At 63.3% G+C, this 17,552-nt stretch carries 16 protein-coding genes and 2 pseudogenes; 16 read left to right on the plus strand and 2 right to left on the minus strand.

The window, feature by feature from the left end:
• Window positions 1–336: 336 nt before the first annotated feature.
• The 10 genes and pseudogenes from X730_RS139305 to X730_RS139265 all read left to right on the plus strand — a co-directional run bounded on the left by X730_RS139305 (window position 337) and on the right by X730_RS139265 (window position 8,445).
• Window positions 337–1,278: a sugar ABC transporter substrate-binding protein gene (locus tag X730_RS139305; protein WP_023827368.1), complete on the plus strand. Its 942-nt coding sequence runs from the start codon at window positions 337–339 to the stop codon at window positions 1,276–1,278.
• 107 nt (window positions 1,279–1,385) lie between these two features.
• Complete coding sequence (locus X730_RS139300; protein ID WP_023687413.1) at window positions 1,386–2,462, plus strand: ABC transporter permease; 1,077 nt, start codon at window positions 1,386–1,388, stop codon at window positions 2,460–2,462.
• A gap of 2 nt (window positions 2,463–2,464) precedes the next feature.
• Window positions 2,465–3,247, plus strand: coding sequence for an ATP-binding cassette domain-containing protein (locus X730_RS139295; RefSeq protein WP_027049093.1), 783 nt, complete (start codon window positions 2,465–2,467; stop codon window positions 3,245–3,247).
• A 111-nt stretch (window positions 3,248–3,358) separates the two neighbouring features.
• On the plus strand, window positions 3,359–4,354 hold the full coding sequence (gene iolG / locus X730_RS139290) for an inositol 2-dehydrogenase (RefSeq protein ID WP_023827369.1): 996 nt from the start codon (window positions 3,359–3,361) through the stop codon (window positions 4,352–4,354).
• 30 nt (window positions 4,355–4,384) lie between these two features.
• Entirely contained in the window at window positions 4,385–5,179 is a 795-nt protein-coding gene (locus X730_RS139285; protein WP_023827370.1) for an SDR family oxidoreductase, read from the plus strand.
• Window positions 5,180–5,271: 92 nt separating this feature from the next.
• On the plus strand, window positions 5,272–5,535 hold the full coding sequence (locus X730_RS139280; RefSeq protein ID WP_023702090.1) for a type II toxin-antitoxin system Phd/YefM family antitoxin: 264 nt from the start codon (window positions 5,272–5,274) through the stop codon (window positions 5,533–5,535).
• A pseudogene (locus tag X730_RS01000000164805) lies at window positions 5,532–5,953 on the plus strand (type II toxin-antitoxin system VapC family toxin). The gene X730_RS139280 and the pseudogene X730_RS01000000164805 overlap by 4 nt, the downstream one beginning before the upstream one ends.
• Before the next feature lie 472 nt (window positions 5,954–6,425).
• Window positions 6,426–7,517, plus strand: a complete 1,092-nt coding sequence (locus X730_RS139275) for a 3-deoxy-7-phosphoheptulonate synthase (protein WP_023728858.1) — start codon at window positions 6,426–6,428, stop codon at window positions 7,515–7,517.
• 75 nt (window positions 7,518–7,592) lie between these two features.
• Window positions 7,593–7,952, plus strand: a complete 360-nt coding sequence (locus X730_RS139270; protein WP_023672338.1) for a helix-turn-helix domain-containing protein — start codon at window positions 7,593–7,595, stop codon at window positions 7,950–7,952.
• Entirely contained in the window at window positions 7,930–8,445 is a 516-nt protein-coding gene (locus tag X730_RS139265) for an SRPBCC domain-containing protein (protein WP_023672339.1), read from the plus strand. Before X730_RS139270 ends, X730_RS139265 begins: the two co-directional genes overlap by 23 nt.
• Window positions 8,446–8,560: 115 nt before the next feature.
• On the opposite strand, the gene X730_RS139260 is transcribed toward X730_RS139265, so the two are convergent.
• Window positions 8,561–9,196 (minus strand): LysE family translocator, encoded by a 636-nt coding sequence (locus tag X730_RS139260; RefSeq protein WP_023672340.1) that lies wholly within the window; start codon window positions 9,194–9,196, stop codon window positions 8,561–8,563.
• A gap of 126 nt (window positions 9,197–9,322) precedes the next feature.
• On the opposite strand from X730_RS139260, the gene X730_RS139255 reads away from it, so the two are divergent.
• The gene (locus X730_RS139255; protein ID WP_023827371.1) at window positions 9,323–10,021 is read left to right on the plus strand and encodes a YafY family protein; all 699 of its coding nucleotides are present in this window, start codon (window positions 9,323–9,325) and stop codon (window positions 10,019–10,021) included.
• Window positions 10,022–10,032: 11 nt separating this feature from the next.
• Here X730_RS139255 and X730_RS139250 read toward each other — a convergent pair whose 3' ends face one another.
• Window positions 10,033–11,142, minus strand: coding sequence for a Gfo/Idh/MocA family oxidoreductase (locus X730_RS139250; protein WP_023827372.1), 1,110 nt, complete (start codon window positions 11,140–11,142; stop codon window positions 10,033–10,035).
• 213 nt (window positions 11,143–11,355) lie between these two features.
• Between X730_RS139250 and X730_RS139245 the strand changes: the two genes are divergently transcribed.
• The 5 genes and pseudogenes from X730_RS139245 (at window position 11,356) to X730_RS139230 (ending at window position 17,494) form a co-directional block, all read left to right on the plus strand.
• Window positions 11,356–12,201 carry a MurR/RpiR family transcriptional regulator gene (locus X730_RS139245; RefSeq protein WP_023703746.1) on the plus strand — a complete coding sequence of 282 codons (846 nt, stop codon included), beginning with the start codon at window positions 11,356–11,358 and terminating at the stop codon, window positions 12,199–12,201.
• 152 nt (window positions 12,202–12,353) lie between these two features.
• Complete coding sequence (iolC, locus tag X730_RS139240; protein ID WP_023827373.1) at window positions 12,354–14,288, plus strand: 5-dehydro-2-deoxygluconokinase; 1,935 nt, start codon at window positions 12,354–12,356, stop codon at window positions 14,286–14,288.
• Window positions 14,289–14,321: 33 nt separating this feature from the next.
• Window positions 14,322–16,173 (plus strand): annotated as a pseudogene (gene iolD / locus X730_RS01000000164810) (3D-(3,5/4)-trihydroxycyclohexane-1,2-dione acylhydrolase (decyclizing)).
• Window positions 16,174–16,318: 145 nt separating this feature from the next.
• Window positions 16,319–17,236 carry a myo-inosose-2 dehydratase gene (gene iolE, locus X730_RS139235; protein ID WP_023814495.1) on the plus strand — a complete coding sequence of 306 codons (918 nt, stop codon included), beginning with the start codon at window positions 16,319–16,321 and terminating at the stop codon, window positions 17,234–17,236.
• Between the two features lie 9 nt (window positions 17,237–17,245).
• Entirely contained in the window at window positions 17,246–17,494 is a 249-nt protein-coding gene (locus tag X730_RS139230; protein ID WP_023672345.1) for a hypothetical protein, read from the plus strand.
• The last annotated feature ends 58 nt before the right edge of the window (window positions 17,495–17,552 follow it).

A 17,552-nucleotide genomic window follows, 5' to 3' on the forward strand; every position in this document is an offset into this window, starting at 1 on the left:
CCGGCGATGATAGAATCTATCAATTCTGCCTTCAGACTCGGCCTGGGCCGCTGTCGGCCTTGATTCGACGTGAAATTGCGGCGCGGCGACCGAAAATCCGCTTTCCGACTTAGGAATCGCTCTTGACGTCTCGCGAAAAAATGGAATAAATATTTCATCAGATTGGTATTTTGGTTCTTTCGTTCCGGAACATCTGTTTCAAACTGGGAGCCTGGCGTTCCATCCCTTGGACAAAACGCCATACGGAACAGGAAGGCATCAGGGAGAGATTCCTCGGGCTATCGGGGATTCCGGGTAGATCGGTGCAGCCGGACACCAATGTGGAGGAGAAACACAATGAAGAAACTGATTTTGGGCGTCGCCATTGCGGCGCTGATGAGTTCGTCCGCTTTTGCCGCCAAGGTCGGCGTGTCGATGGCCAAGTTCGACGACAACTTCCTCACCGTGCTGCGCAACGGCATGATCGAGCAGGCCAAGGGCATGAGCGGCGTGGAACTGCAGGTCGAGGACGCGCAGAACGACGTCGCCAAGCAGCTCGACCAGATCAAGAACTTCGCCGCCTCGGGCGTCGACGCCATCATCGTCAACCCGGTCGATACCTCGGCCACGCAGGCGATGTCGGACGCCGCCGCAGCCGCCAAGATCCCGTTGGTCTATGTCAACCGCCAGCCGGTCAATGTCGACACGCTGCCTGACAACCAGGCCTTCGTCGCGTCGAACGAGGCCGATTCCGGCACGCTCGAGACCAAGGAAGTCTGCCGCCTGTTCACCGAGGCCGGCAAGAAGGAAGCCAATGTCTATGTCATCATGGGCGAGCTTTCCAACCAGGCCGCCGTGCAGCGCACCAAGGACATCGAAGAGGTGATCGCCACGCCGGAGTGCAGCTTCATCAAGATCATCGACAAGCAGACTTCGAACTGGAACCGGGACGAAGCGCAGAACCTGATGACCAACTGGCTGTCGACCGGCAAGCCGTTCGACGGCGTCATCGCCAACAATGACGAAAGCGCCATCGGCGCCATCCAGGCGATGAAGGCCGCCAACATCGATATGAAGACGGTCGTCGTCGGCGGTGTCGACGCCACGCAGGACGCGCTTGCCGCCATGCAGGCCGGCGACCTCGATGCCACCGTGTTCCAGGATGCGGCCGGCCAGGGCGCCGGCGCTCTGGACGCAGCGCTGAAGCTCGCCAAGGGCGAGAAGGTCGAGCACAAGGTCTACGTGCCCTTCCAACTCGTGACGCCAGCCAACATCGACAAGTTCCTGAAGAAGAACTGAGCCGGCGACTCGTTCGACTAACGGAGCGGCGCATCAATCGCGCCGCTCCCGTTTCCCTCACCGCCCTTACGTGCGGGAGGGCAAATGCCGCCTCACGGAGGACAGACATGTCACAGACATCTCATGGCGTCGGCGGGGTCAGCTATGACGCGAAGAGGCGGACATGGCCGGCCGAATTCAACGTCTTCCTGGCGCTGGTCATTCTGGTCGTCATCTTCGAAATGATCGGCCGCATCTTTCTTGGCGACAGCTTCCTGTTCAACACGCGCGACAACGTCGCCGGGATCTTCAATGAGGCCCGCCTGCAGATCATCATCCTGCAGGTGTCGATCGTCGGCATCATCGCCATCGGCGTCACGCAGGTGATCATTTGCGGCGGCATCGACTTGTCCTCGGGCTCGATCGTCGGCGCCACCGCCATGATCGCCATGAGTTTTGCCCAGGTGGCGACGGTCAACGGTAACCCCAACCCCAAGGCGATGTTCCTGGCGCAAGGCTGGACCGACCTGCCGGTCATCGTGCCGGTACTAGTCGCCATCGGCTGCGGTCTGCTCGCCGGTCTCGTCAACGGCTCCTTGATTGCATACACGCGCATTCCGCCGTTCATCGCCACGCTCGGCATGATGGTGACCGCGCGCGGCATTGCCAAATGGTGGTCCAAGGGTCAGCCGATCTCGTTTCCGACCGAAAGTTTCGCTGGTATCGGCAAGGGCCTGATGCCGGTCATCATCTTCCTGTCGCTGGCGGTGCTGTTCCAGCTGATCATGACCTACACACGCTACGGCAAGCACTGCTACGCCATCGGCTCCAACGAGGATGCCGCGCGCATGTCGGGCATCAAGATCGCCAACCACAAGATCCTCGTCTATGTCATTGCCGGCATCCTCGCCGCGCTGGCCGCCGTCGTGCTCTCCTCCAAGAACCTGACAGCACAGTCCGGCATGGGCGTCATGTACGAGCTCGACGCCATCGCCATGGCGGTCATCGGCGGCGTCTCTTTGTCGGGCGGCCGCGGCTCGATCGTCGGCACCGTGATCGGCTCGCTGATCTTCGGCGTCATCATTTCCGGCTTCACCTTCCTGCGCCTCGACGCCTACTATCAGGAGATGGTCAAGGGCGTGATCATCGTCGGCGCGGTCGTTCTCGACCAATGGCGCCAGCGCATGCGGGCATTGAGGGCTTGACCATGCCAGATATCTCCACGACAGACATCGTCCTGAAGACCGAAAACCTGACCAAACGCTATGGCGGCGTCCATGCGCTGGAAGGCGCGAATTTCGAGCTGCGCAAGGGCGAGCATGTCGCCATCATGGGCGACAATGGCGCCGGCAAATCCACCTTCGTGCGCCAGATCACCGCCGTCGAGCAGCGCACCAGCGGCCAGATCTGGTTCGACGGCAGGGAAGTGAATTTTGCCGGGCCGATCGAAGCGCGCACGGCGGGCATCGAGACCGTGTTCCAGAATCTGGCGCTGGCCGACGATCTCGACGTGCCGTCGAACCTGTTCCTCGGCCGCGAAAAGGTGCTGTTCAATCTCGGGCCGTTCTCGATCCTCGACCGCAAATACATGCGCAAGGCGACCGAGGCGGCGCTGATCCGCACGGCAGTGAAAATCCCCAACCTCTCCAACACCATCCGCCACATGTCGGGCGGCCAGCGCCAGTGCGTTGCCATCGCCCGGACCGCGACCTTCGCCTCCAAGCTGATCATCATGGACGAGCCGACGGCAGCCCTTGGCGTGCAGGAGACGGCGCAGGTCGAGAACATCATCCGCACGCTGAAGGACAATGGCGAGCCGCTGATCCTGATCAGCCACAACATGCGCCAGGTGTTCGACCTGTGCGACCGCATCGTCGTCTTCCGGCGCGGCCGCATCGTCGCCAATCTGCGCAAGGAAAACACCGACGGCAACGACATCGTCTCCTACATCACCGGCGCCAAGACCGGGGAGGCGGAACTCGCGGCCTGAACAGGGTGGTCACCCTGTTTTCTGGTGCGCTCGAAAAGTACCCTTGCCCCTTTCCCTCACGGGAAGGTGCCGACACAACTCTCTCGAACCCATCCCCTAGAGGAAATACCCATGACTGTTCGTTTCGCTCTCCTCGGCGCCGGCCGCATCGGCAAGGTCCATGCCCGCGCCGTCGGCTCCAACCCGCAGGCCAGACTGGTGGCCGTTGCCGATGCCTTTGAGAAGGCGGCGACCGAACTGGCAACCGCCTATGGCGCCGAAGTGCGCACCATCGACGCGATCGAGAAGGCCAAGGACATCGACGCCGTGGTCATCTGCACGCCGACCGACACCCATGCCGATCTGATCGAGCGTTTCGCCAAGGCCGGCAAGGCGATCTTCTGCGAGAAGCCCATCGATCTCAACGTCAAGCGTGTCGAGAAATGCCTGGCCGTGGTCGACAAGGCCAAGGCGACGCTGATGGTCGGTTTCAACCGCCGCTTCGATCCGCACTTCGCCGCCGTACGCAAGGCGATCGACGACGGCGCCATCGGCAAGGTGGAGATGGTCACCATCACTTCGCGCGATCCAGGTGCGCCGCCGGTCGACTACATCAAGCGTTCGGGCGGCATCTTTCGCGACATGACCATCCACGATTTCGACATGGCGCGCTTCCTGCTCGGCGAAGAGGTGGTCGCGGTCAGCGCCCATGCCTCGGTTCTGGTCGACAAGAAGATCGGTGAGGCCGGCGATTTCGATTCGGTCAGCGTCATCCTCGAAACCGCATCCGGCAAGCAGGCCGTCATCTCCAATTCGCGCCGCGCCACCTATGGCTACGACCAACGCATAGAGGTGCATGGTTCCAAGGGCATGGTCGCCGCCGAAAACCAGCGGCCGGTGTCGATAGAGGTCGCCAACGAGAAGGGCTATACCCGCCCGCCGCTGCACGATTTCTTCATGACCCGCTATCTCGACGCCTACGCCATCGAGATTGCCGCCTTCATCACTGCTGCAACCTCGGGCAAGAAGGCATCGCCGAGCGGCGCCGACGGCCTCGTGGCGCTGCAGCTGGCCGATGCCGCGCTGAAGTCGGCGACATCGGGCAAGACCGTCCGTCTCGACAAGTAAGAACCGGAACCAAGGCACAGGAGCAGAGCGATGAGCACATCCGCCGATCGCAATTCGAACACGCGCGCTATCGTCACCGGCGGCGCGCAAGGCATCGGCTTTGCCGTCGCCGAAGCGCTGGCCGACGAGGGCTGCAAGGCGCTGGCGCTCATCGGCCGTTCGCAGGAGAAGGGCGACAAGGCTGTCGCCCACTTCAAGAAGGCAGGCGTCGATGCGATCTTCATCAGCGCCGACGTCTCGAAAGTGGCGGACTGCAAGCGCGCGGTGGCAACCGCGATCTCGCATTTCGGCACCGTCAACGCGCTGGTCAACGCCGCCGCCACCTCCGCGCGCGGGTCGCTGGTCGAAACCTCCGAGGAGACCTTCGACCAGATTTTCCAGACCAATGTGCGCGGCCCGTTCTTCCTGATGCAGGGCGTGGTGGCCCATCTCCTGGACAAGAAGGCGCCGGGCTCGATCGTCAACGTGCTGTCGATGTCGGCACATTGCGGCCAGTCGTTCCTTGCGCCCTATTCCTCGAGCAAGGGCGCGCTGGCGACGCTGACCAAGAACGTCGCCAACGCCTATCGTTTCAGCCGCGTCCGCTGCAACGCCGTGCTGCCGGGCTGGATGGACACGGAGGGCGAGGACATCGTGCAGAAGAAATGGCACGGCGCCTCCGACGACTGGCTGGCAAAGGCAGAGGCCGGCCAGCCGATGGGCCAACTGGTCAAGCCCGACCAACTGGCGCGGCTGATCAGCTACATGGCCAGCCCGCAATCCGGCGTCATGACCGGCTCGCTGGTCGACTATGACCAGAACGTCGCGGGGACCTCGCCGGAGTAGCTTCAAACCCTGTTGCAGCAACATCGCCATTCCCAGATAGTCATGATAGTCATGATAGTCACGAGGGATGCGATATAGTCACGAGGGATGCGATGCTAACGTCATCCAAAGGCACCAACTGGACGGTTGCCGGGGCAAAAGCCCGGCTCTCCGAGGTCATCGAGCGCGCGCAGTCCTCGCCGCAGACGATCACCAAGAACGGCAAACCAAGCGTGGTTGTCGTCTCGGCCGAGGAATGGCAGCGCAAGATCGCACGCAAGGGTACGCTTGCCGAGTTCCTGCTGGACTCGCCGCTGCGCGGCGCCGATCTCGACCTTGAACGTCAGCGCGACGAACCGCGTGACCTGCCGCGGTGAGACTGCTGCTCGACACGAATGTCCTGTCCGAGGTGACGAGGCCAGCGCCTGTCGCACGTGTCCTGGGCTGGCTGGACGAGCTAGATGAGGACCGCTCCTTCATCAGCGTAGTGTCGATCGCGAGATCCGGCGCGGCGTCTCTCTGATGGATGAGGGCCGCAAACGCGAGGCGCTGGCCGAATGGCTCGCCCAGGACCTGCCCCAGCGCTTCGAACAGCGGGTTTTGCCGGTGGACGATGCGGTTGCCTTGGCCTGGGGCGACCTGATGGGTTTTGGCAAGCGCCGCGGTCGTGGTCTATCGTCGATGGACGGCCTGATCGCAGCCACTGCGATTGCGCACGAGCTCACCTTGGCAAGGCGCAATACGAAACATTTCGAAGGCTTAGGGCTTGAACTCTTCGATCCCTGGACCGCATGAGCCGCTCCGCGTTATACGTGTTGGCGATTGGCGAACCGCCGGCACTTCGTCATCCACGGGCGGAGCAAGGAGCGTGGCGACGCAGCGCAGACCCGAGGATCCATGCCGCGACTTCAGAGCGCTGCTACGGTCCAGAATTCTGCTCCGCCGCACTCCACGGCCCAGGTCACGGAATGAATCCCAGGGTCTCCGCGACGGAGCTTCGCTCCTGCTCCGCCCTGGGATGACGAAATCGCGAGGATTCGGCCCATCCCGAATTGTCTCCGCATACCCCACGTGACAAGCGCCTCGGCATCGACTATATGAGCCTCATGATCAACCTGACCGCCTCGTATTGGTACTTTAGCAGCTCGCTGGCGGCGGGAGGATTGCGCTCGATCTGAAGATTGCAGCAACAAGTCCGAACAGCCGCCAGACCTGGCGGCTTTTTTGTATCAGCCGGCAGGTCTCCTAAAAACAGGAGCAGAAAGCCGTGTTGACCACCACAGACGATCTTCGGGTCAAGGAAATCCGAGAATTGAGTACGCCGGACGAGGTGATGCGGGAGATCCCGCGCACGCTGACGGCAACGCGCACCGTGAGCGCATCACGCAACGCCACCCATGCCATCTTGAACGGCACCGACGACCGGCTGCTTGTCATCGTCGGCCCGTGTTCGATCCACGACCCGGTCGCGGCCGTTGACTATGCCAGCCGGCTAGTGGCGCTGCGCGAGACCCTGTCCGACCGGTTGGAGATCGTCATGCGGGTCTATTTCGAAAAGCCGCGCACGACTGTCGGCTGGAAGGGCCTTATCAACGATCCCGATCTCGACGGCAGCTTCAACATCGACAAGGGGCTGCGGATGGCGCGCAACGTGCTGTCGGCGGTCAACAATCTCGGCCTGCCCTCGGCCACCGAATTTCTCGACATGACGACGCCGCAATACATTGCCGACCTCGTCGCCTGGGGCGCCATCGGCGCGCGCACCACCGAGAGCCAGATCCACCGCGAACTGGCTTCCGGCCTGTCCTGCCCGGTCGGCTTCAAGAACGGCACCGACGGCAATCTCAGGATCGCCGCCGAGGCGGTGAAATCCGCCGCCCAGCCGCATCATTTCATGGCGGTGACCAAGGGCGGACGCAGCGGCATTGCGACTACTACCGGCAATGAGGACTGCCACGTCATCCTGCGCGGCGGCGTTCAGCCGAATTACGATGCGGCGAGCGTCGAGGCGGCCTCGGTCGAACTTGCCCGCATCGGCGTCGCCCCCCGTCTGATGATCGATGTCAGCCACGCCAACTCGAGCAAGAAGCCGGAGAACCAGCCGAAGGTGGCGGCCGATGTCGCCGGCCAGGTGGCAGCAGGGGACGAGCGTATCATCGGCGTCATGATCGAGAGCAATCTCGTCGCCGGCCGGCAGGACGTGGTATCAGGCAAGCCGCTCGTCTATGGCCAGAGCATCACAGATGGCTGCATCGATTGGGCGACCACAGAGACGGTGCTGCACGGCCTCGCCGGCGCCGTAGAATGGCGCCGCTCAGCCCGCCGCGCCATGATGGAGAACCGGTCGGGCGCCGCCTGATACGAGGCGATGCGCGGGAAGGACGCTGCGGCTCCCCTTGCACCCCGGCAACCGGTCTGCTAAATACTGAACCATATGGTTCAGTATACCGACTTGGATTCCTCGTTCGCCGCGCTCTCGGACGCCACCCGGCGTGGCGTTCTGGAGCAGCTCGGACGCGCAGACGCTTCGATCACCGAGCTTGCCGGAAAGTTCCACATGACCCTCACGGGCATGAAGAAGCACGTCGGCGTCCTGGAGCAGGCGGGGCTCGTCACCACGCAGAAGGTTGGCCGCGTGAGGACCTGCAAGCTCGGCCTGCGCGGACTGGAGGAAGAGGCGGCCTGGATCGAGCGGCACCGCCTGCTCTGGGACGCACGCTTCAACGAGTTGGACAAGGTTGTCGAGGAATTGAAACGGAAGGAGAAAGCCGATGCGCCAAAGAACCGAGAGTGAGCCCACGAACAGCCGCACCACGGTCGAACGGAAGTCCGAACGCGAGCTGGTCGTCACGCGAACAGTCAACGGTCCGGCGCGCATCGTCTTCGAGGCGTGGACCAAGCCCGAGCTGTTCAAGCAGTGGTGGGTGCCGAAGTCGATGGGCATGTTCCTGCGTTCCTGCGAGATGGATGCTCGTACCGGAGGCACGTACCGCCTGGTGTTCGGCCACGACGCCTCCGACCTTCACGAATTCTTCGGCAGGTATATCGAAGTGACACCCCACTCACGCCTCGTCTGGACCAATGAGGAAGGTGGTGACGGTGGACCCGTCACCACGCTGACCTTCGAGGAAAAGGGTGGCAAGACGCTGCTGGTCATGCACGAACTCTATCCCTCGAAGGAGGCTCTCGACGCGGCCGGTACCGGGGCGGCGGATGCGATGGGCGAGACGTTCGAGCAATTGGACGAGCTTCTCGTCGTCTTGGGCGAGGGCGTGAGGCGGTCATGACGTCATCGGTCTCGCGGACGGGGTAGCTGCCGCCCTCGACGACGAAAAGACCGGGACAGTGATCCGCAAGCGCCGCGCCGAGGCGAAGAAACGCGGCGTCATCGCTTGATCGGGATCACGCTGCCCTCAACCCTTCCCATGCTGTAAACACCGAGACCGCAAACAGCAGCAGTCCGGCCGCCCGGCCCGCAAAAGCGGTCGCCCGCGGATTGGCCACCAGCAGATTGCGGCTGCGGCCGGCGGTGATGGCGAGCCCGCCATAGATGGCGGCCTGCGTCAGCATCGTCAGCAAGCCCATGACCGTCGCCTGCATCCAGATCGGGCCGTAATCCGGCTTCAGGAACTGCGGATAGACGGCAAATATGAAGAGATAGGCCTTCGGGTTGATCAGGCAGGTCACCAGTCCCTGGCGAAAGGCCTTCCAGGCCGTACGGCTGCCGGCGGGCCCGTCGTGGCCGACGGTGATGGAACTGCGCATCAGCGAGATGCCGATGAAGGCCATGTAGGCGGCGCCGGCTATCAGCAGCGGCTTGTACAGGATCGGTACGAAATGCATCAGCAGGCCGACGCCGATGGCGCCGTTCAGCGTGTGCACGATGCCGCCGACCATGATGCCGCCCGTGGCGGCGAGGCCCCGGTCGCGGCCGCCGGTGAGCGCATTGGCCAGCACGAACAGCATGTCCATGCCGGGCACGATGATGATGCCGGACAGCAGGATAAAGAACAGCCAGAGATTTTCCGCGTAGCTCATGTCAGTTGCTTGTCGCTTCCTGCTGGGGTGCCGTGGAGGAATTTGTTGATTTTCAACCCGATAGGCAGTCCAATAAATCATCCCAACTGACGGGGATGTGTCAGTAGCGTTCATCAGGGAGAGGAAATGCGCAAGGCGTCGCGGCTGTTCGAGATCATCCAGATCCTGCGGCTGGCGCGGCAGCCGGTGACGGCAGCCATGATCGCCGGGCAGCTGGAAGTCACGATGCGTTCGATCTATCGCGACATCGCCGCACTGCAGGCAATGCGCGTGCCGATCGAAGGCGGGCGCGGTATCGGCTACATATTGCGTCCCGGCTTCGACCTGCCGCCGCTGATGTTTTCGATCGAGGAGATGAAAGCGATCGTCCTGTCGCTCGCCCTGCTGGAGCGCACGGGAGACAGCGAACTCAAGCAGGCGGCCAAGCGCGTCAGCGCCAAGATCGCCGGCGCCGTGCCGCCGCCGTTGCGCCAGGCGTTCGACGCCAACGCACTGCATGTCTGGGGGTTCGCAGCACCGGCAATCGGCACCATCGATCTGGCGCTTGTGCGCCGCGCCATCCGCGACGAGGAAAAGCTCGACCTGTCCTATCGCGACGAAATCGGCCGCGCCTCCGAGCGGCTGATCCGTCCGATCGCGCTGATCTACTATTCAGAAACCGCCAACATCGTGGCCTGGTGTGAATTGCGCCAGGCGATCCGCAATTTCCGCAGCGACCGCATCGCCGATTGCCGAGCGACCGGGCTGCGCTTCAAAGGCGAAGGCGATCGCCTGCGCCAGGTCTGGGTCAGTGGCTGGGAGGCGAACGCTGTCGCTGGCGGCTGAAGCGAGCGGGTTTACCGCACATCCACCCAGCGCTTTTCCTCGAACGACCTCGCCATCGCGTGCACGGTGCGCTCGATCTCCAGCCCTTCGGCAAATTCGATGACCCGTGCCGGCTTGCCGGCAAGCCGCGTCAGCAATTCGTGGCACTCGATGATCTTGAGGTCGTTGAAACCGAGCCCATGGCCCGGCGCCGGGAGGAAGGCGTCGTAAGGCTTGTGGTGCGGCGCCACCAATATGGTGCGGTAGCCCTGTTCGGTCGGGCGATCGGCGGTGACGTAGAGCTGGATTTCGTTCATCCGCTCCTGGTCGAACAGGATCGATCCCTTGGAGCCGAAAATCTGGATGGCGATGCGGCCCTTGCGGCCCCAGGCCGAGCGGTTGACCAGCAGCGTGCCGGCAATGCCGTTTTCCAGATGCATCAGCACGCTGGCGATGTCGTAGGTCTCGACGGCGCGGCGGCCGCCGGCGGCCAGCTTGCGGTCGGCGTAGGGCTTGGCCATGTCACAGATGACTTTTGCGACGCGGCCGAACAGCGTCGAGACCAGCGACAGCGGATGTACGGCGAAATCGTCGAGCGCGCCATAGCCGGATGCGGCCTCATGCTTCCAGAAGAACAGCGCTTCGGGGTCGGCCATGAAGTCCTCGTCCATCTCGATGCGCAGATGGTTGACCTCGCCGATGATCTTTTCCTCGAGCAGCGCGCCGATGTGGCGGATGGCCGGGCTCTGTATGTAGTTGTAGCCAAGGGCTGCGACCTTGCCGGACTTCTTCGCCGCGGCCGCCATCGCCGCTGCTTCGGCAAAGCTCGGCGCCATCGGCTTCTCGCACCACAGATGCTTGCCGGCTTCGAGAATAGCGATGGCCATCTCCGGATGGAACTGATTGGGCGTGGTCAGCGAGACGATATCGACCTCGGGGTCGTTGACGACGGCACGCCAGTCGCCCGACGCCTTGGCGAAGCCGAACTCACCGGCCTTGCGCTTGGCCAGCTCCTCGTTGACCTCGCCGAGATGGACCAGCTTCGGCTTGGCGACATCGGGAAAGACGGCGCCGACGGCGCTCCACGCAATGGCGTGGCATTTGCCCATGAAACCCGTGCCGATAAGACCAACGCCGACCATTTCTTTCTCCCAATACCTGAAGCGATCGATGGATGAATTAGTCCATTTCTTCTCCGAATGGAATGTCTGCCTCATTTTTTATGGCCTTCTTGCGCAGGCTCGCTATGATGGGGCAGAGAGGACGTCACTTGAGTTAAAGAGAGCATGATGTCGTCCGAAAACCGCTGCACACTTTTCGGCATCATGCTCTAGATGAGCTTGGACGGGGCGACGATGGACGAACGGGTACCTCGCGACTTCGAGACGCTGCGCGCCACGATCCTCGATCGCCGTGAAACCTTGCCCAAGCGCATCGCCCAGATCGCCGCCTATGCGCTCGACAATCCCGATGACATCGCCTTCGGCACCGCCGCCAGCATCGCCGCTTCGGCGGGCGTGCAGCCGTCCACCTTGATCCGCTTTGCCCAGCAACTAGGCTTCGACGGCTTCACCAGCCTGCAGCAGGTGTTTCGCGAGCGGCTGCGCGAGCGCAATTCCTCTTATGACGAACGCCTGCAGGCGCTGCGCGCCAAGGCCGATGCGGGTGCTGGACACCGAGCCATCTTCGACGGCTTCGTCGCCGCCGCCAGCACTTCGCTCAACGATATTTCGCGCTCGCTGGACGAGGCGCATCTGGAAGACGCGATCTCGCTGCTGGCCAAGGCCGAGACCATCTATGTCCTGGCCAAGCGCCGCTCCTACCCGGTGGCGAGCTACATTGCCTATGCCTTGGGCAAGCTGAAGATCCGCAACCAGCTGATCGAATCCGCCGCCGGCCTCAATGCCGAGATGGTCGCCTTCGCCACCCCGGCGGACGCCGTCATTGCCATCAGTTTCTCGCCCTATGCGCCGGCCACCATCGAGGAGGCCCGCACCATTTCCGAACAGGGCGTGCCGATCATCGCCATCACCGACAGTTCGTTTTCGCCACTAGCGCAGTTCGCCAAGGTCTGGTTCGAGGTTGCCGAGGCCGATTTTGCCGGCTTCCGCTCGCTGTCGGCCACCATGGCGCTGGCCATGGCGCTCACCGTCGGCGTCGGCGAGAAGCGGCGCAGCACGGGCAAGAAGCGTAAGGCCTAGGCCGGCGCCGGGCGCTCGAATTCGCGGAGGAATGCTCATTCCATATTGACTATGGATTGGAATTATTATTTCATATTCCCGGCGCCACGCTGCCGCTCGCGCGTGTCCCCCAACTACGTTGCTCAAGACAACAAGACCGACGGGAGGTTCCAATGAGCGAAGCCGTGGACGCCAAACAGGCGACGCTCGATGTCATCACCATCGGTCGCGCTTCCGTCGACCTTTACGGCCAGCAGATCGGTTCGCGGCTGGAGGACATCACCTCCTTCGCCAAATCGGTCGGCGGCTGCCCGGCCAACATCTCGGTTGGCACGGCGAGACTAGGCCTGCGCTCGGCGCTGCTCACCCGCGTCGGCGACGAGCAGATGGGCCGCTTCATCCGCGAGCAGCTCAGGCGCGAAGGCGTCAATGTCGATGGGCTCAAGACCGACCAGGAACGGCTGACGGCCCTAGTGCTGCTTTCGGTCGAGAGCGAAGGCATCTCGCCAATGATCTTTTATCGCAGCGACTGCGCCGACATGGCGCTCGCCGAAGAAGATATCGATGAAGCCTTCATCGCCTCGGCCCGCTCGATCGTCGTCACCGGCACGCATTTTTCCCGACCCAACAGCGACGCCGCCCAGCGCAAGGCGATCCGCATCATCAAGGCCAGGGGCGGCAAGGTGGTGTTCGACATCGACTACCGCCCCAACCTCTGGGGACTCGCAGGCCATGCCGAGGGTTTTGAGCGCTATGTCAAATCCGACCGCGTCTCGGCCCAGCTGAAGACGGTGCTGCCCGATTGCGACCTCATCGTCGGCACCGAGGAAGAGATCATGATCGCCTCGGGCGCCGACGATTGCCTGAGCGCGCTGAAGACGATCCGCGCGCTGTCCAAGGCAACCATCGTACTGAAGCGCGGCGCCATGGGTTGCATCGTCTATGACGGGCCGATCAGCGACGATCTGGAAGACGGTATCGTCGGCAAGGGCTTTCCGATCGAGATCTATAATGTGCTGGGCGCCGGCGATGCCTTCATGTCCGGTTTCCTGCGCGGCTGGCTCGGTGGCGAAAACCTGGCAACGGCGGCGACCTGGGCCAATGCCTGCGGCGCCTTCGCCGTGTCGCGGCTGCTCTGCGCGCCGGAATATCCGACCTTCGAGGAATTGCAGTTCTTCCTCAAGAACGGCAGCAAGCACTTAGCGTTGCGCAAGGACGAGGCGATCAACCACATCCATTGGGCGACGACCCGCCGCCGCGATATCCCCTCGATGATGGCGCTCGCCTGCGACCACCGTGTGCAGCTTGAGGACGTCGCGGCAAAGACCGGCGCCGATCCGGCGCGCATCCGCGATTTCAAGGTGCTGGCGGTCAAGGCTGCGGCGAAAGTCGCCGCCGGCCGCGACGGCTATGGCATGCTGATCGACGAGAAGCATGGCCGCGAAGCGATGTTCGAATTCGCCCGCCACCCCTTTGCCTGGCTCGGCCGTCCCGTCGAACTGCCGGGCTCGCGGCCGCTACGCTTCGAGTTCTCGCAGGACATCGGCTCGCAACTGGTGGAATGGCCGGTCGACCACTGCATCAAATGCCTGTGCTTCTATCACCCCGACGATCCGGCAGCGCTCAAGGAAGAGCAGCAGCAGAAGCTGCGCTCGCTGTTCGAAGCCGCGCGGAAGGTCGGCCGGGAGCTTCTGGTCGAGATCATCGCCGGCAAGCACGGCAAGCTCGACGAAACGACCATCCCGCGCGCCCTGGAAGAACTCTATGCGCTTGGCATCAAGCCGGACTGGTGGAAGCTCGAGCCGCAGGCGTCGGCCGGCGCCTGGGCCAAGATCGAAGCGGTGATCCTGAAGCACGATCCCTGGTGTCGTGGCGTCGTGCTGCTGGGTCTCGAAGCGCCGCAGGACGAACTGGAAGCGGCCTTTGCCGCCACCGCCATGGCGCCGATCGTCAAGGGATTTGCCGTCGGCCGCACCATCTTCGTCCACGCCGCCGAACAATGGCTGGCAGGCAAGATGACGGATGACGAGGCTATCGCCGACATGGCCGCGCGCTTCGAACAGTTGACCGAAGCGTGGCTTGCCGCGCGTGGCCGTAAAGCAGCATAAAGGCGCGGCAAGAGGACTGCGGAGGAAAACACCATGAGCAAGACAATCCGCCTGACGATGGCGCAGGCGCTGACCCGCTTTCTGAGCAAGCAGATGANCCGAGATCGACGGCAGACGAGTGCCCATCTTCGGCGGTGTGTGGGCGATCTTCGGTCACGGCAATGTCGCCGGCATCGGCGAGGCGCTGTACCAGCTGCGCGACGAATTGCCGACCTTCCGCGCCCACAATGAGCAGGCGATGGCGCATGCGGCGATCGCCTATGGCAAGGCCAATTTCCGCCGCCGCTTCATGGCCGCGACCTCTTCGATCGGCCCCGGTGCGCTCAACATGGTGACGGCGGCGGCGCTCGCCCACGTAAACAGGTTGCCCGTCCTGTTTTTGCCGGGCGATGTCTTCGCCAACCGCATCCCCGATCCGGTGCTGCAGCAGGCCGAGGACTTTTCCGACGGCACCGCGACGGTCAATGACTGCTTCCGTCCGGTGTCGCGCTATTTCGACCGCATCACCCGTCCCGAGCAGATCATCCCGGCATTGGCGCGGACCATGCAGGTGCTGACCGATCCGGCGGAATGCGGCCCGGTGACGCTGTCGCTCTGCCAGGACGTGCAGGCCGAGGCCTATGACTATCCCGAGAGCTTTTTCGCCGAGCGCGTCTGGCACCAGCGCCGGCCGCGTCCGGACCGGCATGAATTGGCGGCGGCGGTCACCGCGCTGAAGGGTGCGAAAAAACCGCTGATCATCGCCGGCGGCGGCGTGCTGTATTCGCAGGCTTCGGATGAACTGGCGAAATTCGCCGAGAGCGCCGGCATTCCGGTCTGCGAGACGCAAGGCGGCAAATCCTCGCTGCCGGACACGCATCCGCTGAACATGGCGGCGGTCGGCGTCACCGGCACGTCGGCCGCCAACCGGCTGGCGGAAGAAGCCGATGTCGTGCTCGCCATCGGCACCCGCCTGCAGGATTTCACCACCGGCTCATGGGCGCTGTTCAAGAACTCCGGCAAGACCATCATCGGGCTCAACGTGCAGCCTTTCGACGCCGGCAAGCACCGCGCGCTGCCGCTGGTCGCCGATGCGGCCGAAGGGCTCGCCGAACTCGGTGCTGCGCTGGGGAACTGGAAAGCACCGGCGACATGGACCGACAATGCGACCCAAGGCAAGAAGGCCTGGCAGGCCGAAGCCTCCAAGGTGACGGCGTCGACCAACGCCGCCTTCCCGTCGGACGCGCAGGTGATCGGCGCCGTGCAGCGCGCCCTGGGCTCAGGCGTGACGCTGTTGAATGCTTCGGGCGGCTTGCCGGGCGAACTGCATAAACTCTGGCAGGCGGGCGCGCCCGGCTCGTACCATGGCGAATATGGCTTCTCGACCATGGGCTACGAGATTGCCGGCGGGCTCGGCGCCAAGATGGCCAAGCCCGACCAGGAGATAGTCGTCATGGTCGGGGACGGCTCTTACCTCATGATGAATTCCGAAATCGCCACGTCGGTAATGCTTGGCCTGAAGCTGACCATCGTGGTGCTCGACAACAGGGGTTATGGCTGCATCAACCGGCTGCAGATGGCCACCGGCGGCGCCAATTTCAACAACCTCTTGAAGGACGCGCGCCACGAGATCCTGCCCGACATCGACTTCGCCGCGCATGCGGCGAGCATGGGCGCTATTGCCGAGAAGGTGCCGTCGATCACTGGCCTGGAGACCGCGCTGCAAAAGTCGAAAACCAACGACCGCACCACCGTACTGGTCATCGACACCGACCCGCTGATTTCCACCGACGCGGGCGGCCATTGGTGGGATGTCGCGGTGCCGGAAGTCTCCGCACGGCCGCAGGTCAACGCAGCGCGCAAGGCCTATGACGAAAAGCGGCAGATGCAGACAATCGGCGATTGATGTACATGCACCCGCCCCCTACCTCCCCCTTGTGGGGAGGTCGGACCGCAGGTCCGGGTGGGGGTCTGGCGCCGCACCCCACCCCGCTGCTTCGCAGCGACCCTCCCCACAAGGGGGAGGGTGAACAAGAAACCGGAGCTAAAACTTGAAAGCCAAACTGGGCATGTCCCCCATTGCGTGGTGGAACGATGATCTTGCCGAACTCAGCGACGACGTCTCGCTGGAAGAGTGCCTGCGCCAGTCGCGCTCGGCCGGCTTCACCGGCATGGAAATGGGCCGCCGCTTTCCCAATGACCCCGAAATCATGCTGCCTATCCTGAAAAAGGCCGACGTGACGCTGTGCGGCGGCTGGTTCTCCGGCACGCTGGTCGATGAGGACATGGGCAAGAACAAGGATCGCATCCAGCCGATGATCGACCTGTTCAAGGCGGTGAATGCGCCTTGCATCGTCTATGGCGAGGTCGGCCGCTCGATCCAGGGTGATCGCTCCAGGCCTCTCGCCACGAAGCCGAAATTGTCCAACGACGAGATGAGGGCCTATGCCAGGCGCCTCACCGAATTCGGCGAATGGTGCGCCGAGCAAGGCATGCCGCTGTCCTATCACCATCACATGGCGGCGGTGGTCGAGACCGAGCCGGAGCTCGATGCCTTCATGCGCCATTCCGGCGAAGGCATTCCGTTGCTGCTCGATGCAGGGCATCTCGCCTTTGCCGGTGGCGACGTGCTGCGCGCCATCGACAACCACCACAAGCGCATCAGCCATGTCCATGTGAAGGATGTGCGCATGGGCGTGATCGACGGGCTCGACCGCACAAAGCAGTCCTTTCTCGACGCCGTGGCGCTCGGTGCCTTCACGGTGCCTGGCGACGGTTCGCTCGATTTCGGCGCCATCGTGCAGCGCTTCGCCGACCATGGCTATGAAGGCTGGTTCGTCGTCGAGGCCGAGCAGGACCCGAAAAAGAACCCGCCGCTGAAGATGGCCCACGTGGGTTACAAGGAGCTGATGCGGGTGATGACGGCGGCCGGCTACACGGTCGAGACGCAAGGCTTTCCCAATGCGTAAGCCGGTCCGATGAAGGATTACGAGCACCCGTTCTTCCGGCCGCTGTGGCGGCGCGTTGCCGTCGTCGCCGTCTGCGTGATCTGGGCCGGAATAGAATTCGCCTCCGGCACCCCATTCTGGGGCATCATTGCGCTCGGCTTTGCCGCCTACGCGGTGTGGCAGTTCTTCTATCTTTACAAGCCGGTGGAGGAGAGCAAGGCTGCGCCTGATCGACCGAAGACCGGCGAAGCGAAGGCGGACGCCGAACCGAAGGAATGAAGCGGCCGTGGCTCGGAAGGGCTTGCGGGTCGGACACTCGACACCTGGCGTATCGCCT

This window comes from Mesorhizobium sp. L103C131B0 (genome assembly GCF_000502275.1).
Classification (GTDB): Bacteria; Pseudomonadota; Alphaproteobacteria; order Rhizobiales; family Rhizobiaceae; genus Mesorhizobium.

Excerpts from the sequence above, each read along its gene's own strand:
- X730_RS139270 (WP_023672338.1), top strand. The coding sequence starts at position 7,593 with ATGGTTCAGTATACCGACTTGGATTCCTCGTTCGCCGCGCTCTCGGAC.
- X730_RS139300 (WP_023687413.1), top strand. The coding sequence starts at position 1,386 with ATGTCACAGACATCTCATGGCGTCGGCGGGGTCAGCTATGACGCGAAG.
- X730_RS139280 (WP_023702090.1), top strand. The coding sequence starts at position 5,272 with ATGCTAACGTCATCCAAAGGCACCAACTGGACGGTTGCCGGGGCAAAA.
- X730_RS139230 (WP_023672345.1), top strand. The coding sequence starts at position 17,246 with ATGAAGGATTACGAGCACCCGTTCTTCCGGCCGCTGTGGCGGCGCGTT.
- X730_RS139250 (WP_023827372.1), bottom strand. The coding sequence starts at position 11,142 with ATGGTCGGCGTTGGTCTTATCGGCACGGGTTTCATGGGCAAATGCCAC.
- X730_RS139305 (WP_023827368.1), top strand. The coding sequence starts at position 337 with ATGAAGAAACTGATTTTGGGCGTCGCCATTGCGGCGCTGATGAGTTCG.
- X730_RS139265 (WP_023672339.1), top strand. The coding sequence starts at position 7,930 with ATGCGCCAAAGAACCGAGAGTGAGCCCACGAACAGCCGCACCACGGTC.
- X730_RS139255 (WP_023827371.1), top strand. The coding sequence starts at position 9,323 with ATGCGCAAGGCGTCGCGGCTGTTCGAGATCATCCAGATCCTGCGGCTG.
- iolG (WP_023827369.1), top strand. The coding sequence starts at position 3,359 with ATGACTGTTCGTTTCGCTCTCCTCGGCGCCGGCCGCATCGGCAAGGTC.
- iolC (WP_023827373.1), top strand. The coding sequence starts at position 12,354 with ATGAGCGAAGCCGTGGACGCCAAACAGGCGACGCTCGATGTCATCACC.
- X730_RS139295 (WP_027049093.1), top strand. The coding sequence starts at position 2,465 with ATGCCAGATATCTCCACGACAGACATCGTCCTGAAGACCGAAAACCTG.
- X730_RS139245 (WP_023703746.1), top strand. The coding sequence starts at position 11,356 with ATGGACGAACGGGTACCTCGCGACTTCGAGACGCTGCGCGCCACGATC.
- X730_RS139260 (WP_023672340.1), bottom strand. The coding sequence starts at position 9,196 with ATGAGCTACGCGGAAAATCTCTGGCTGTTCTTTATCCTGCTGTCCGGC.
- X730_RS139285 (WP_023827370.1), top strand. The coding sequence starts at position 4,385 with ATGAGCACATCCGCCGATCGCAATTCGAACACGCGCGCTATCGTCACC.